This is a genomic window from Burkholderia sp. BKH01 (genome assembly GCF_025685725.1).
Taxonomy (GTDB): Bacteria; Pseudomonadota; Gammaproteobacteria; order Burkholderiales; family Burkholderiaceae; genus Burkholderia; species Burkholderia pyrrocinia_C.
This window is the reverse complement of sequence record NZ_JAOTQT010000017.1, coordinates 33,456-46,803: the sequence shown is the minus strand read 5'-3', so window position 1 is coordinate 46,803 and position 13,348 is coordinate 33,456. Positions and strand designations below refer to the sequence as shown.

The window sequence follows — 13,348 nt, the reverse complement described above, 5'->3', positions numbered from 1 at the left end:
CAGTTGCAGGAAGATGGCGGCGCGCGAGGACGGTCGTCAGACCGTCATGATCTCGGCTTCCTTGGTCTGCACGAGCTTGTCGATTTCGGCAACGTGCTTATCGGTCAGCTTCTGCACGTCGTCGCTCGCACGGCGCTCGTCGTCTTCCGAGATTTCCTTGTCCTTCACGAGCTTCTTGAGCGCTTCGTTCGCGTCGCGGCGCAGGTTGCGGATCGCGACCTTGGCCGTTTCGCCTTCGCTCTTGACGACCTTGGTCAGTTCGCGGCGGCGCTCTTCCGTCAGCGCGGGCATCGGCACGCGGATCAGGTCGCCGGACGTTGCCGGGTTCAGGCCGAGATCGGCTTCGCGAATGGCCTTCTCGACCTTCGCGACCATCGGCTTTTCCCACGGCTGCACACCGATCGTGCGTGCGTCGACGAGCGTCATGTTGGCAACCTGCGAGATCGGCACCATCGACCCGTAGTAGTCGACCTGCACGTGATCGAGCATGCCGGTGTGCGCACGGCCCGTACGGATCTTCGCCAGATCGCTCTTGAATGCATCGATCGAGCGCTGCATCTTCTGCTCGACGCCCTTCTTGGTATCAGCGACACTCATTTCAACCTCCGAACCTTCAAACCTTCAAAAAACGCGGGCGCTGCCCGGCGCGGCACGCACACCTGGGCCGACGACCCGCATCCGCGGGAGTTTACACGTGGACGAGCGTACCTTCGTCCTCGCCCAGCACGATGCGCTTGAGCGCGCCCGGCTTGTTGATCGAAAACACGCGAATCGGCAGCTTCTGGTCGCGGCACAGCGCAAACGCCGTCGCGTCCATCACCTGCAGGTTGCGGCTGATCGCCTCGTCGAAGCTGATCGTCGTGTAGCGCGTGGCCGACGGATCCTTCTTCGGATCGGCAGAATATACGCCATCGACCTTGGTCGCCTTCAGTACGACCTCGGCGCCCACTTCCGAACCGCGCAGTGCCGCAGCGGTGTCCGTCGTGAAGAACGGGTTGCCGGTGCCGGCCGCGAAGATCACGACGCGGCCTTCCTCGAGCTGGCGGATCGCGCGCGGCCGGATGTACGGCTCGACGACCTGGTCCATCCGCAGCGCGGACTGCACGCGCGCCTCGATGCCGGCGTGGCGCATCGCGTCCTGCAGCGCCAGCGCGTTCATCATCGTCGCGAGCATCCCCATGTAGTCGGCGGTCGCGCGGTCCATGCCGGCCGCGCCGCCCGCGACACCGCGGAAAATATTACCGCCACCGATCACGACCGCAAGCTGCGTACCGAGACGCACGACTTCAGCGATATCGGCCACCATCCGTTCGATCGTCGCGCGATTGATGCCGAAGGCATCGTCGCCCATCAGCGCTTCGCCGGAGAGTTTGAGGAGGACGCGTTTGTAGGCATTGGACATAGGGGCTTCCGAGCGACGAGAGGATGACAACCACGAACTGTAGGGGCGAAATACTGATTCGGGCAAGCGCCGACGGTCGGACCGGGGTTCCCGGCCGGCCGGCGGCGCCGCCGGCCGCGGCGGAGCGGACGCCCGCCGCGGATACTGCCTGACTGCTTACTGCTGCTTTGCTGCTGCGACTTGCGCGGCCACTTCGGCGGCGAAGTCGTCCTGGCGCTTCTCGATGCCTTCGCCGACGACGAACAGCGCGAACTTCTGCACCGCGGAATCCGCTGCCTTCAGCATCTGCTCGATCGTCTGCTTGTCGTTCTTCACGAACGTCTGGTTCAGCAGCGACACTTCCTTCAGGTACTTCTGGACGCTACCGTCGACCATCTTCGCGACGATCTCGGCCGGCTTGCCCGATTCCGCAGCCTTCTGCTCGGCCACGCGGCGCTCCGTCTCGATCAGCTCGGCCGGCACGTCGGCCGACGACAGCGCGACCGGCTTCATTGCCGCGATGTGCATCGCGACGTCCTTGCCGACCTGCTCTTCCGCACCCGTGTACTCGACGATCACGCCGATGCGCGCGCCGTGCAGGTACGTTGCGATCTTGTTCGCGGTTTCGAAGCGGACGAAACGGCGGATCGACACGTTCTCGCCGATCTTGCCGATCAGTTCCAGACGCACTGCGTCAACCGTCTTGCCGTCGAGCGGCAGTGCCGACAGCGCGGCCACGTCGGCCGGGTTCTGCGTCGCGACGAGTTCGGCGACCGTCTTCGAGAATGCGAGGAAGTCGTCGTTCTTCGCGACGAAGTCGGTTTCGCAGTTCAGTTCGACCAGCGCGCCTGCGTTGCCGCCGACGAACGATGCGACGACGCCTTCGGCCGTCACGCGCGATGCCGCCTTGCTCGCCTTGTTGCCGAGCTTGACGCGCAGCAGCTCTTCAGCCTTGGCCAGGTCGCCGTCGGCTTCCGTCAGCGCCTTCTTGCACTCCATCATCGGTGCGTCGGTCTTTGCGCGCAGTTCTGCCACCATGCTTGCGGTAATTGCCGCCATCATTCGCTCCTTGAGTCTGTATTCACAACGCCGCCCGCTTGGACGCGAACGGCCGAGATTCGTTTCCGGACCCGCGCCGATTCGGCGCGATCAGGTCCGGCGCACAAGCTTAAAAAAAGGGGGCCTGTTGAGAGCCCCCTTTTTGCGCCGGCTCGGGGCCAGTTACGCGTTTTCCTCGACGTACTCGTCGTCGCCGCGCGCTGCCTGGACCACTTCGTTGACCGCGTTCGCACGGCCTTCCAGGATCGCATCAGCCACGCCTTCCGCGTACAGCGCGACTGCCTTGCTCGAGTCGTCGTTGCCCGGGATCACGTAGTCCACGCCTTCCGGCGAGTGGTTCGTGTCGACCACGGCGATGACCGGCACGCCCAGCTTGTTCGCTTCCGTGACGGCAATCTTGTGGTAGCCGACGTCGACGACGAAGATCGCGTCCGGAATGCCGCCCATGTCCTTCACGCCGCCGATCGACTTCTGCAGCTTGGCGATTTCACGTTCGAACAGCAGCGCTTCCTTCTTGCTCATCTTCTCGGTTTCGCCCGATTCGACAGCCGCTTCCATGTCCTTCAGGCGCTTGATCGACACCTTCAGCGTCTTGAAGTTGGTCATCATGCCGCCGAGCCAGCGTGCATTGACGTACGGCATGCCTGCGCGCTGCGCTTCCTGGGCGATCGTGTCGCGCGACTGGCGCTTCGTGCCGACGAACAGGATCGTGCCGCGATTCGCTGCCAGCTGACGCACGTACTTCTGTGCGTCCGTGAACATCGGCAGCGTCTTTTCGAGGTTGATGATGTGAATCTTGTTGCGGTGACCGAAAATGAACGGTGCCATCTTCGGGTTCCAGAAGCGCGTCTGGTGACCGAAGTGGACACCCGCTTCCAGCATTTGGCGCATCGTAACTGCCATGTGAATTCTCCACGAGGGTTGGGTCTTAAGCCGGCTGCCGTACCGCCGCGCGAACCTGCCCCGAATTACTCCGGAAGGCACCGAATTCCACGCGGCCGGCACCCTGGTTGCGCCGGCTTGCGATTCGACACGTGCAAAACGCCCGTGCCGTAAGCCTGTCACCGCGATGCCGCCCCAAGACGGGGCAAACTCGGCATTTGGATATCGACTTAGCCAAAGAGTATAGCACGCCGATTTGTCGGCCCTCAAGTCGCCCGCCACTTTCGCTTGCCGCGCGGCAGCCGGCCGGACAATCGGCGAAAACCCGCATCCGCGCGGCCGGCAGGGGCTGCGAGGCCCGCCATAAGGTGCGATAATCCACCAATTCACCGCATTCCAGGCATACCTCGATGGCTATTACGCTCAAAAACGAACACGATATCGCCGAGATGCGCGTCGCCTGCCGTCTCGCGAGCGAAGTGCTCGACTTCATCACGCCGCACGTCGTCGCGGGCGTCACGACCGCCGAACTCGATCGCCTCTGCCACGAGTTCATGCTCAACGAACAAGGCACGATCCCCGCGCCGCTGAACTACCAGCCGCCCGGCTATCCGCCGTACCCGAAGGCCACCTGCATTTCGGTCAACGACGTGATCTGCCACGGCATTCCCGGCGAGAAGGTGATCAAGAACGGCGACGCGCTGAACATCGACATCACCGTGATCAAGAACGGCTACTTCGGCGACACGAGCCGGATGTTCATCGTCGGCGAGGGCTCGATCCTCGCGAAGCGCCTCGTGCAGACCACCTACGAGTGCATGTGGCTCGGCATCGACCAGGTCAAGCCCGGCGCGCACCTCGGCGACATCGGCCACGCGATCCAGAAGCACGCGGAAGCGCAGGGCTACAGCGTCGTGCGCGAATACTGCGGCCACGGCATCGGCACGGTGTTCCACGAAGATCCGCAGGTCGTCCACTACGGCCGTCCGGGCACGGGCATCGAGCTGAAGCCCGGGATGATCTTCACGATCGAGCCGATGATCAACGCCGGCAAGCGCGACATCCGCACGATGCCCGACCAGTGGACGGTCAAGACGCGCGACCGCAGCCTGTCCGCGCAGTGGGAGCATACGGTGCTCGTCACCGAAACCGGCTACGACGTGCTGACCGTGTCGGCGGGCACGCCGGCGCGCCCCGTGTTCGCGCAACCGGCCGCCGCAGTCTGAGCGCCGTCGCGCCAGCCCGCCCCGCCCCCACCTGAACGGCCGCCCATGAGCGCTCACGCCGCCCCCTCGCCCGAAGCGCTGTCGCGGCGCGCCGAATTCAAGGCCACCAAGGCCGACATGCTCGAGCGCTTTCGCCGCGCGACGAACGTCGCGTCGCTGATGCACGCGCAGTCGAAACTCACCGACGACGCACTGAAGCGCGTATGGGACGATTGCGGGCTGCCGGCGACGCTCGCGCTCGTCGCCGTCGGCGGCTACGGGCGCGGCGAGCTCGCCCCCTATTCCGACGTCGACATCCTCGTGCTGCTGCCCGATGCGCACGACCCGGCGCTCGACCCGCGCATCGAGCGCTTCATCGGGATGGCATGGGATCTCGGCCTCGAGATCGGCAGCAGCGTGCGCACGGTCACGCAGTGCATCGAGGAAGCATCGCAGGACGTCACGGTGCAAACCTCGCTGCTGGAAGCGCGCCGCATCGTCGGCAGCACCGCGCTGTTCGAGCGCTTCACGGTGCGCTACCACGAGGCGCTCGACGCGCGCGCGTTCTTCACCGCGAAGGTGCTCGAGATGCGCCAGCGCCACGCGAAGTTCCAGGACACGCCGTACAGCCTCGAACCGAACGTGAAGGAAAGCCCCGGTGGGCTGCGCGACCTGCAGACGATCCTGTGGATCGCGCGCGCGGCGGGTTTCGGCAGCAGCTGGCGCGAGCTCGACACACGCGGCCTCATCACCGATCGCGAAGCGCGCGAGCTGCGCCGCAACGAGGGTTTCCTGAAGACGCTGCGCGCACGGCTGCACGTGATCGCCGGCCGCCGCCAGGACATGCTCGTCTTCGACCTGCAGACGCAGGCCGCCGAGAGCTTCGGCTACCAGCCGACGCAGGCCAAGCGCGCGAGCGAGCAACTGATGCGCCGCTATTACTGGGCCGCGAAAGCCGTCACGCAGCTCGCGACGATCCTGATCCAGAACATCGAGGCGCAGCTCTTCCCCGCGACGAGCGGCATCACGCGCGTGCTGTCGCCCGACCGCTTCGTCGAGAAGCAGGGGATGCTCGAAATCGTCGACGACGGCGTGTTCGAACGCCATCCCGATGCGATCCTCGAAGCGTTCCTGCTGTACGAAACGACCCGCGGCGTGAAGGGCCTGTCCGCACGCACGCTGCGCGCGCTGTACAACTCGCGCGAAATCATGAACAACGCGTGGCGCCGCGATCCGCAGAACCGCCACACTTTCATGCGGATCCTGCAGCAGCCCGAAGGGATCACGCACGCGTTCCGGCTGATGAATCAGACGAGCGTGCTCGGCCGCTACCTGCTGAACTTCCGCCGCATCGTCGGCCAGATGCAGCACGACCTGTACCACGTGTACACGGTCGACCAGCACATCCTGATGGTGTTGCGCAACATCCGCCGCTTCGCGGTCGCCGAGCATGCGCACGAATACCCGTTCTGCAGCCAGTTGATCGGCAACTTCGAGCGCCCGTGGGTGCTGTATGTCGCGGCGCTGTTCCACGACATCGCGAAGGGCCGCGGCGGCGACCACTCGACGCTCGGGATGGCCGACGCGCGACGCTTCTGCCGCGAGCACGGGATCGACGGCGACGACGCGGCGCTGATCGTGTGGCTGGTCCAGCATCACCTGACGATGAGCCAGGTCGCGCAGAAGCAGGACACGAGCGACCCCGAAGTCATCAAGCGCTTCGCCGAACTCGTCGGCAACGAACGGCGCCTCACCGCGCTCTACCTGCTGACCGTCGCCGATATCCGCGGCACGAGCCCGAAGGTGTGGAACACGTGGAAGGGCAAGCTGCTCGAGGATCTGTACCGCACCACGCTCGCGGTGCTCGGCGGCGCGAACCCCGACGCGCATTCGGAGCTGAAGTCGCGGCAGGAACAGGCGCTCGCGCTGCTGCGCCTCGAGACGGTACCCGACGACGCGCACCGCGCGCTGTGGGATCAGCTCGACGTCGGCTTCTTCCTGCGTCACGATGCGGCCGACATCGCATGGCAGACGCGTGTGCTGTACCGGCACGTGAATGCCGAAACCGCGATCGTCCGCGCGCGGCCGTCGCCGATCGGCGACGCGCTGCAGGTGCTCGTGTACGTGAAGGACCGCCCCGACCTGTTCGCGGGTATCTGCGCGTATTTCGACCGCAACGGGCTGTCGGTGCTCGACGCGCGCGTCAGCACGACGCGGCACGGCTATGCGCTCGACAACTTCATCGTCACGCAGACCGAACGCGACGTGCGATACCGCGACATCGCGAACCTCGTCGAACAGCAGCTCGCGACGCGGCTCACCGAAACCGCACCACTACCGGAACCGTCCAAGGGCCGCCTGTCGAGGCTGTCCCGAACGTTTCCGATCACGCCGCGCGTCGACCTGCGGGCCGACGAGCGCGGCCAGTACTACATCCTGTCCGTGTCCGCCAACGACCGGCCGGGCCTTCTCTATTCGATCGCGCGCGTACTCGCCGAGCATCGGATCGGCGTCCATGCGGCGCGGATCAATACGCTCGGCGAACGCGTCGAGGACATCTTCCTGCTTGCAGGCGTCGGCTTGTCCGACAACCGCCTGCAGATCCAGCTCGAAACCGAATTGCTGCGTGCGATCGCAGTCTGAATGAATTCCAGCGTTTATGCGCACCAAATTGACCGTCAAGAATCCGCAGCCGGCGTCGCCGACCCGCGCACCTGTCCGCTCCGGCAGCCTCGTCGCCCGCAAGGCGGTGCGCCCCGCTGCGCCGCCTGCGGGAGACAAGCCGGCCCGCCCGAAGAAGGCGTCCCCGGCTGCCGCCGGCGAACGCACATTCAAGCCGCGCGGTGCCGCTGGCGCCGAGCGCCCGGGCGCGGATCGCGCAACGGCCAAGCGTGCGCCGCGTGACGGCGGTGCCGAACGCGGCTATCGCGGCGCTGACGGCAAGCCCGACTCACGCCCGCCCCGTCGCGGCGACGACGATGCGCGTCCGCGCCGCGCAGGCGCCGAAGGCGGCGCACGCGCACCCTATCGCGACAAGGCGGCCGGCGAAGGTGCGAAACGCAGCTTCGATGACCGCCGTACGTCGTCCGATCGCCCTGCTCGTCGCAGCGACGACGATGCACGGCCGCGCCGCACAGGCGCCGAAGGTGGCGCGCGTGCACCCTATCGCGACAAGGCAGCCGGAGAAGGCGCGAAGCGCAGCTTCGGCGACCGCCGTCCGCCTTCGGACCGCCCGGCCCGTCGCGGCGACGACGATGCACGGCCGCGCCGCGCAGGCGCCGAAGGTGGCGCGCGTGCACCCTATCGCGACAAGGCAGCCGGCGAAGGTGCGAAACGCAGCTTCGATGATCGCCGTACGTCGTCCGACCGCCCGCCCCGTCGCAGCGACGACGATGCACGGCCGCGCCGCGCAGGCGCCGACGACGTCAAGCGCACGCCCTATCGCGACAAGGCAGCCGGAGAAGGTGCGAAACGCAGCTTCGATGATCGCCGTACGTCGTCCGACCGCCCGCCCCGTCGCAGCGACGACGATGCACGGCCGCGCCGCGCAGGCGCCGACGACGTCAAGCGCACGCCCTATCGCGACAAGGCAACCGGCGAAGGCGCGAAGCGCAGCTTCGGCGACCGCCGTACGTCCTCCGATCGCCCGGCCCGCCGTAGCGACGACGATGCGCGTCCGCGCCGCGCAGGCGCCGACGACGCCAAGCGCGCGCCCTATCGCGACAAGGCAGCCGGCGAAGGCGCGAAGCGCAGCTTCGGCGACCGCCCGGCTCGCCCCGCACGCGACGGCGAGCGCCGCACGTCCGGCGCGGGCCTGAAGACCGCGCAACCCGTCAAGCGCCAGGCTGCCGACACCGATTACGGTGACGAAACGGGCCTGATGCGCCTGTCGAAGCGGATGTCCGAACTCGGCATGTGCTCGCGCCGCGAAGCCGACGAGTGGATCGAAAAGGGCTGGGTGCTCGTCGACGGCGAACGCATCGACACGCTCGGCACCAAGGTGCGCGCCGACCAGAAGATCGAGATCGACGAGCGTGCGAGCGCCGCGCAGGCCGCGCAGGTGACGATCCTGCTGCACAAGCCGGTCGGTTATGTATCGGGTCAGGCGGAAGACGGCTACGAGCCCGCGGCCGTGCTGATCACGCGCGGGAACCACTGGAGCGGCGACCATTCGCCGCTGCGCTTCTCGCCGCAGCACCTGCACGCGCTCGCGCCGGCCGGCCGGCTCGACATCGATTCCACCGGCCTGCTCGTGCTGACGCAGAACGGCCGGATCGCGAAGCAACTGATCGGCGAGCAGTCGGACATCGACAAGGAGTACCTGGTGCGCGTGCGCTTCGGCGAACGGCTCATCGACATCGACCAGCACTTCCCCGCGGAATCGCTCGCGCAGCTGCGCCACGGCCTCGAGCTCGACGGCGTCGCATTGAAGCCCGCAATGGTGAGCTGGCAGAACGGCGAGCAACTGCGCTTCGTGCTGCGCGAAGGCAAGAAGCGCCAGATCCGCCGCATGTGCGAACTGGTTGGCCTCGACGTAGTCGGCCTCAAGCGCGTGCGGATGGGCCGCGTGATGCTCGGCGCGCTGCCGCAGGGGCAATGGCGCTATCTGTCGGCCGACGAGACGTTCTGACAGGGGGCACGCGATGTTCGACGGCAACAAAAAACCCGCGCAAGCGGGTTTTTTGTTGCCGTCGAACATCGCGAAACGAGTGCCGGCTGGCCGCCCCGCGTGCCGCTCAGTCGTCTGCCGACGGATCGAGCCCCGGGAACAGCACCTCGGTGAAGCCGAAGCGCGTGAAGTCGGTGATCCGCATCGGATACAGCTTGCCGATCAGGTGATCGTATTCATGCTGGACCACGCGCGCGTGAAAACCGTCGGCAACGCGATCGACCTTCGCGCCGAACTGGTCGAAGCCGCTGTAGCGCACCTTCGCATAACGGCTGACGACGCCGCGCATGCCCGGCACCGACAGGCAGCCTTCCCAGCCCTCTTCCATGTCCGGCGGCATGTACTCGATCTTCGGGTTGATCAGCACGGTCTCGGGCACCGGCGGCGCATCCGGGTAGCGGTTGTTGTTGCCGAAGCCGAAGATGATGATCTGCAGCCCGATGCCGATCTGCGGCGCGGCCAGCCCGGCGCCGTTCGCATGGTGCATCGTCTCGAACATGTCCGCGACGATCTCGTGCAGCTCGGGTGTATCGAACCGCTCGACCGGTCTGGCGATTTCGAGCAGGCGCGGATCGCCCATCTTCAGGATCTCGCGAATCATGGCGTATTGCCCTCCAGGAGTTGGTGCAGACCATCTTCGTCCAGCACGGGGATGCCGAGTTCCTCGGCCTTCGCGAGCTTGCTGCCGGCTTCGGCGCCCGCGACCACGTAATCCGTTTTCTTCGATACCGAGCCCGCAACTTTCGCACCCGCCGCTTCGAGCATCTCCTTCGCCTCGTCGCGCGTGAGCGTCGGCAGCGTACCCGTCAGCACGACGGTCTTGCCGGCCAACACGCCCTGCGGCGCCTTCGGCGCGGGCGGCCCTTCGGGCCACGTCACCTTGCCCGGCGCGCGCAACTGCTCGATCACGGTCCGGTTGTGCTCTTCCGCGAAGAACTGATGAAGCGACTCGGCGACGATCGGCCCGACGTCGTTGACTTCGAGCAGTTCGTCGATCGATGCGTCCATGATCGGCGTCAGCGAGCCGAAATGCTTCGCGAGATCCTTCGCGGTCGATTCGCCGACATGGCGGATGCCGAGCCCGTAGATGAAGCGCGCGAGCGTCGTGTGCTTCGCCTTCTCGAGCGAGTCGAGCAAATTCTGCGCGGACTTCTCCGCGAACCGATCGAGCTCGGCGAGCGTCGCGAAGCCGAGATTGAACAGATCGGCCGGCGTGCGCACGAGATTCAGCTCGACGAGCTGGTCGATGATCTTTTCGCCGAGCCCGTCGATGTCGAGCGCGCGGCGCTGCGCGAAGTGCCACAGCGCCTGCTTGCGCTGCGCCGGGCAGAACAGGCCGCCCGTGCAGCGCGCGATCGCCTCGTCCGGCAGGCGCTCGATCTTCGAGCCGCACACCGGGCATTCGGTCGGCATCACGAATTCGGCCGCATCGTCCGGACGCCGGTCGAGCAGCGCGCCGACGACCTCCGGAATCACGTCGCCCGCGCGTCGCACGATCACGGTATCGCCGATCCGGATGTCCTTGCGGCGCACCTCGTCCTCGTTGTGCAGCGTCGCGTTGGTCACGGTCGCACCGCCGACGAACACGGGCTCCAGGCGCGCGACCGGCGTGATCGCGCCCGTGCGGCCGACCTGCACGTCGATCGCGACGAGCTTCGTCAGCGCTTCCTGTGCGGGAAACTTGTGCGCGAGCGCGAAGCGCGGCGCGCGCGACACGAAGCCGAGGCGCTCCTGCTCGTCGCGCCGGTTGACCTTGTAGACGACCCCGTCGATGTCGTACGGCAACGACTCGCGCTTCTCGCCGATCTTGCGGAAGAAGCCGAGCAACCCGTCGGCGCCGTGCACGACCGCGCGCTCGCGGTTCACCGGCAGGCCGAGCGTTTCGTACCAGTCGAGCAGCGCGCTGTGGGTGTCGGGCATCGGCATCCCGTCGAGCACGCCGATTCCGTACGAGAAGAACGACAGCGGACGCTGCGCGGTGATCTTGGAGTCGAGCTGGCGCAGGCTGCCGGCCGCCGCATTGCGCGGGTTCGCGAATTCGCGCTGCTCGGCCGCGCGCTGGCGTTCGTTCAGGCGTGCGAAATCGCGCTTGAACATCAGCACCTCGCCGCGCACGTCGAGCACCGCCGGCACGTTCGCGCCCTTCAGCTTCAGCGGGATCGAGCGGATCGTGCGCACGTTTTCGGTCACGTCCTCGCCCGTCGTGCCGTCGCCGCGCGTCGATGCCTGCACGAACACGCCGCGCTCGTAGCGCAGCGAGATCGCGAGGCCGTCGAACTTCAGTTCGCACGCATATTCGACGGGCTCCGTCACCGAGCCGGCGAGATCGGTCGTCTTGTCGAGCGCGTCGGCGACGCGCTTGTCGAACGCGACGATGTCCTCGTCGGCGAAGCCGTTGTTCAGCGACAGCATCGGCGCGTCGTGGACGACCGGCGTGAAGCCGCCGGCCGCTTCGCCGCCGACGCGCTGCGTCGGCGAATCGGGCGTCACGAGTTCGGGATGATCGGTTTCGAGCTGCTGCAGCTCGCGGAACAGCCGGTCGTATTCGGCGTCGGGCAGATCCGGCTGGTCAAGCACGTAATAGGCGTAGTTCGCCCGCTCGAGTTGGTCGCGCAGCCACGCGGCGCGCGCGTCGGGCTGGCTGGCTGGCGGTTCGGCTTGGGTTCGGGCCATGCTGGCGGCAGATTCGTTCTGAGAAAATCGGATGCCAGATTATCTCAGTTTGATGCCGCCGCGGGGCGTGCAATGCACGCCGGATGAACGTGCTGCAGCGCACACGAAAAGGCGTGCGCCGCAGCGACGGACGACAGTGCCGAGGCCGGCCGTCCGCGCGATCACTTACTGGCTGAAGAGGCGGCGCGTGACCGGCGAACCGGCCGGAATGCCGGCTTCCTCGAGCTTCGCGTACAGCTTCATCAACTGCTGCTCGATCGCGAGCAGCGTCGACTCCGGCAACGGCCGGCGCGAATCGTCGACGACCCGCGCGCCAATCCGCTCGGACAGCGATTTCGCGTAATCGCACATCAGCCGGAACGGCAGGATGTCCTCTTCGGCGACCGGCACGTCGAGTACCAGCGTGATCATGTTGCCGCCCTTGTACGTGAGGTCGTCGCGCAGGAAGTTCGTGTCGCCGAACTGCAGCATGAACACGGGGTTCTGCTTCGCGTCGAGCTTCACGAAACGCGTGCCGTCGCGCGACAGCAGCAGCCCGTCCTGCGACGCGACCGCCTGCACGTAGTTCGCCGACCACGGCGCGCCGTCCGACATCACGTTGATCGACAGTTGCGCGTCGCACTGCGCGGCAAAGGCGTCGAGTTCGCGCGCCATCGCCACCGTCTCCATCATGTCCGGGAATTCAGGTGCGCCGTCGATCGTGTCGGCGAACTGCTGGACGCCCGTCACGAATTCGGAGAATTCGAGCTCGTTCAGCGCGCCGCTGCGGTTCGCGAGCTGCGCGGCCGCGCGCAACTCTTCGTAGCGCACGCCGTTCTGCAGCAGCTCCCACTGGCCGCCTTCCGGCTTGCCTTCGATGTGCACGGGCTTGCTGCCCGCACGGCGCAGCCGCTGCGCGGCCGGCAGGATCTTGTCGCCCGGCAGCGGCCCGGCGAGGCGGATCGGCACGATGCAGTCGATCCGGCGGTCGACGATTGCGGGCGGCGTCGACGAGATCGTCGTCGCGGCCGGCAGCACGGGTTCGGACGGCTCGGCCGGTTCGGCGGCCGCTTCCTGCACGACGGCAGGCACCGCCTCTTCACCGGCGGCCGGTTCGGTCGACTCGGACGGCATGTCGACGCCGGTCGCCTCGGCCTGCAGATCGGCCGGCATGTCCGCAGGCGCCGCGCCTCCGAACGTCGGCTCGACGCGCGCGGCCTCAGCCGGCGTGGCGGCCGCCGCAGCCGGTGCCGCGGGCTCGCGGCGCACCGGCTGACGCACCGGTTCGATGAACGGCAACTCTTCATCGCGCTCGGGGCGATTCATCGCCTCGGCCGCTTCTTCCGGCATCGGGCGCGGCATCCTGCGCCGCACCTTCGCGCCCTGCCATGCGTTGTAGACCACGACGCCGCCCACCACGACGGCGCCCGCGCCGATCAAACCGAGTGTCAACTCGTCCATGCACGCTCCATCAGCAATTCTTTTTCGTCGGGACCGCGA

At 66.9% G+C, this 13,348-nt stretch carries 10 protein-coding genes; 3 read left to right on the top strand and 7 right to left on the bottom strand.

Annotated features, from left to right (window positions below; genetic code table 11):
* Nucleotides 1-36 precede the first annotated feature (36 nt).
* The 4 genes from frr to rpsB form a co-directional block, all read right to left on the bottom strand.
* Nucleotides 37-597 (bottom strand): ribosome recycling factor, encoded by a 561-nt coding sequence (gene frr / locus OEJ37_RS22955; protein WP_047901007.1) that lies wholly within the window; start codon nucleotides 595-597, stop codon nucleotides 37-39.
* A gap of 91 nt (nucleotides 598-688) precedes the next feature.
* A complete protein-coding gene (gene pyrH, locus OEJ37_RS22950; protein ID WP_006402648.1) occupies nucleotides 689-1,402 on the bottom strand; it encodes a UMP kinase in 714 nt (237 codons plus the stop codon).
* Between the two features lie 156 nt (nucleotides 1,403-1,558).
* Nucleotides 1,559-2,440 (bottom strand): translation elongation factor Ts, encoded by an 882-nt coding sequence (tsf, locus tag OEJ37_RS22945; RefSeq protein ID WP_065500997.1) that lies wholly within the window; start codon nucleotides 2,438-2,440, stop codon nucleotides 1,559-1,561.
* Between the two features lie 162 nt (nucleotides 2,441-2,602).
* On the bottom strand, nucleotides 2,603-3,343 hold the full coding sequence (gene rpsB / locus OEJ37_RS22940) for a 30S ribosomal protein S2 (RefSeq protein WP_011352461.1): 741 nt from the start codon (nucleotides 3,341-3,343) through the stop codon (nucleotides 2,603-2,605).
* 389 nt (nucleotides 3,344-3,732) lie between these two features.
* Between rpsB and map the strand changes: the two genes are divergently transcribed.
* From map to OEJ37_RS22925, 3 genes are read left to right on the top strand one after another with little or no spacing between them, the layout of a single operon-like run.
* Nucleotides 3,733-4,548, top strand: coding sequence for a type I methionyl aminopeptidase (gene map, locus OEJ37_RS22935; protein WP_152864471.1), 816 nt, complete (start codon nucleotides 3,733-3,735; stop codon nucleotides 4,546-4,548).
* A gap of 45 nt (nucleotides 4,549-4,593) precedes the next feature.
* Nucleotides 4,594-7,170 (top strand): [protein-PII] uridylyltransferase, encoded by a 2,577-nt coding sequence (locus OEJ37_RS22930; RefSeq protein WP_263345859.1) that lies wholly within the window; start codon nucleotides 4,594-4,596, stop codon nucleotides 7,168-7,170.
* A gap of 16 nt (nucleotides 7,171-7,186) precedes the next feature.
* Entirely contained in the window at nucleotides 7,187-9,157 is a 1,971-nt protein-coding gene (locus OEJ37_RS22925) for a pseudouridine synthase (protein ID WP_174420393.1), read from the top strand.
* A gap of 106 nt (nucleotides 9,158-9,263) precedes the next feature.
* Here the strand turns inward: OEJ37_RS22925 and def are convergent, their stop codons facing one another.
* The 3 genes from def to OEJ37_RS22910 form a co-directional block, all read right to left on the bottom strand.
* Nucleotides 9,264-9,797, bottom strand: coding sequence for a peptide deformylase (def, locus tag OEJ37_RS22920; protein WP_174420392.1), 534 nt, complete (start codon nucleotides 9,795-9,797; stop codon nucleotides 9,264-9,266).
* A complete protein-coding gene (gene ligA, locus OEJ37_RS22915; protein ID WP_263345856.1) occupies nucleotides 9,794-11,869 on the bottom strand; it encodes an NAD-dependent DNA ligase LigA in 2,076 nt (691 codons plus the stop codon). Before ligA ends, def begins: the two co-directional genes overlap by 4 nt.
* Before the next feature lie 165 nt (nucleotides 11,870-12,034).
* Nucleotides 12,035-13,309 carry a cell division protein ZipA C-terminal FtsZ-binding domain-containing protein gene (locus OEJ37_RS22910; protein ID WP_174420390.1) on the bottom strand — a complete coding sequence of 425 codons (1,275 nt, stop codon included), beginning with the start codon at nucleotides 13,307-13,309 and terminating at the stop codon, nucleotides 12,035-12,037.
* Between the last annotated feature and the right edge of the window lie 39 nt (nucleotides 13,310-13,348).

Excerpts from the sequence above, each read along its gene's own strand:
- rpsB (WP_011352461.1), bottom strand. The coding sequence starts at position 3,343 with ATGGCAGTTACGATGCGCCAAATGCTGGAAGCGGGTGTCCACTTCGGT.
- pyrH (WP_006402648.1), bottom strand. The coding sequence starts at position 1,402 with ATGTCCAATGCCTACAAACGCGTCCTCCTCAAACTCTCCGGCGAAGCG.
- tsf (WP_065500997.1), bottom strand. The coding sequence starts at position 2,440 with ATGGCGGCAATTACCGCAAGCATGGTGGCAGAACTGCGCGCAAAGACC.
- def (WP_174420392.1), bottom strand. The coding sequence starts at position 9,797 with ATGATTCGCGAGATCCTGAAGATGGGCGATCCGCGCCTGCTCGAAATC.
- frr (WP_047901007.1), bottom strand. The coding sequence starts at position 597 with ATGAGTGTCGCTGATACCAAGAAGGGCGTCGAGCAGAAGATGCAGCGC.
- map (WP_152864471.1), top strand. The coding sequence starts at position 3,733 with ATGGCTATTACGCTCAAAAACGAACACGATATCGCCGAGATGCGCGTC.
- OEJ37_RS22930 (WP_263345859.1), top strand. The coding sequence starts at position 4,594 with ATGAGCGCTCACGCCGCCCCCTCGCCCGAAGCGCTGTCGCGGCGCGCC.
- OEJ37_RS22910 (WP_174420390.1), bottom strand. The coding sequence starts at position 13,309 with ATGGACGAGTTGACACTCGGTTTGATCGGCGCGGGCGCCGTCGTGGTG.
- OEJ37_RS22925 (WP_174420393.1), top strand. The coding sequence starts at position 7,187 with ATGCGCACCAAATTGACCGTCAAGAATCCGCAGCCGGCGTCGCCGACC.
- ligA (WP_263345856.1), bottom strand. The coding sequence starts at position 11,869 with ATGGCCCGAACCCAAGCCGAACCGCCAGCCAGCCAGCCCGACGCGCGC.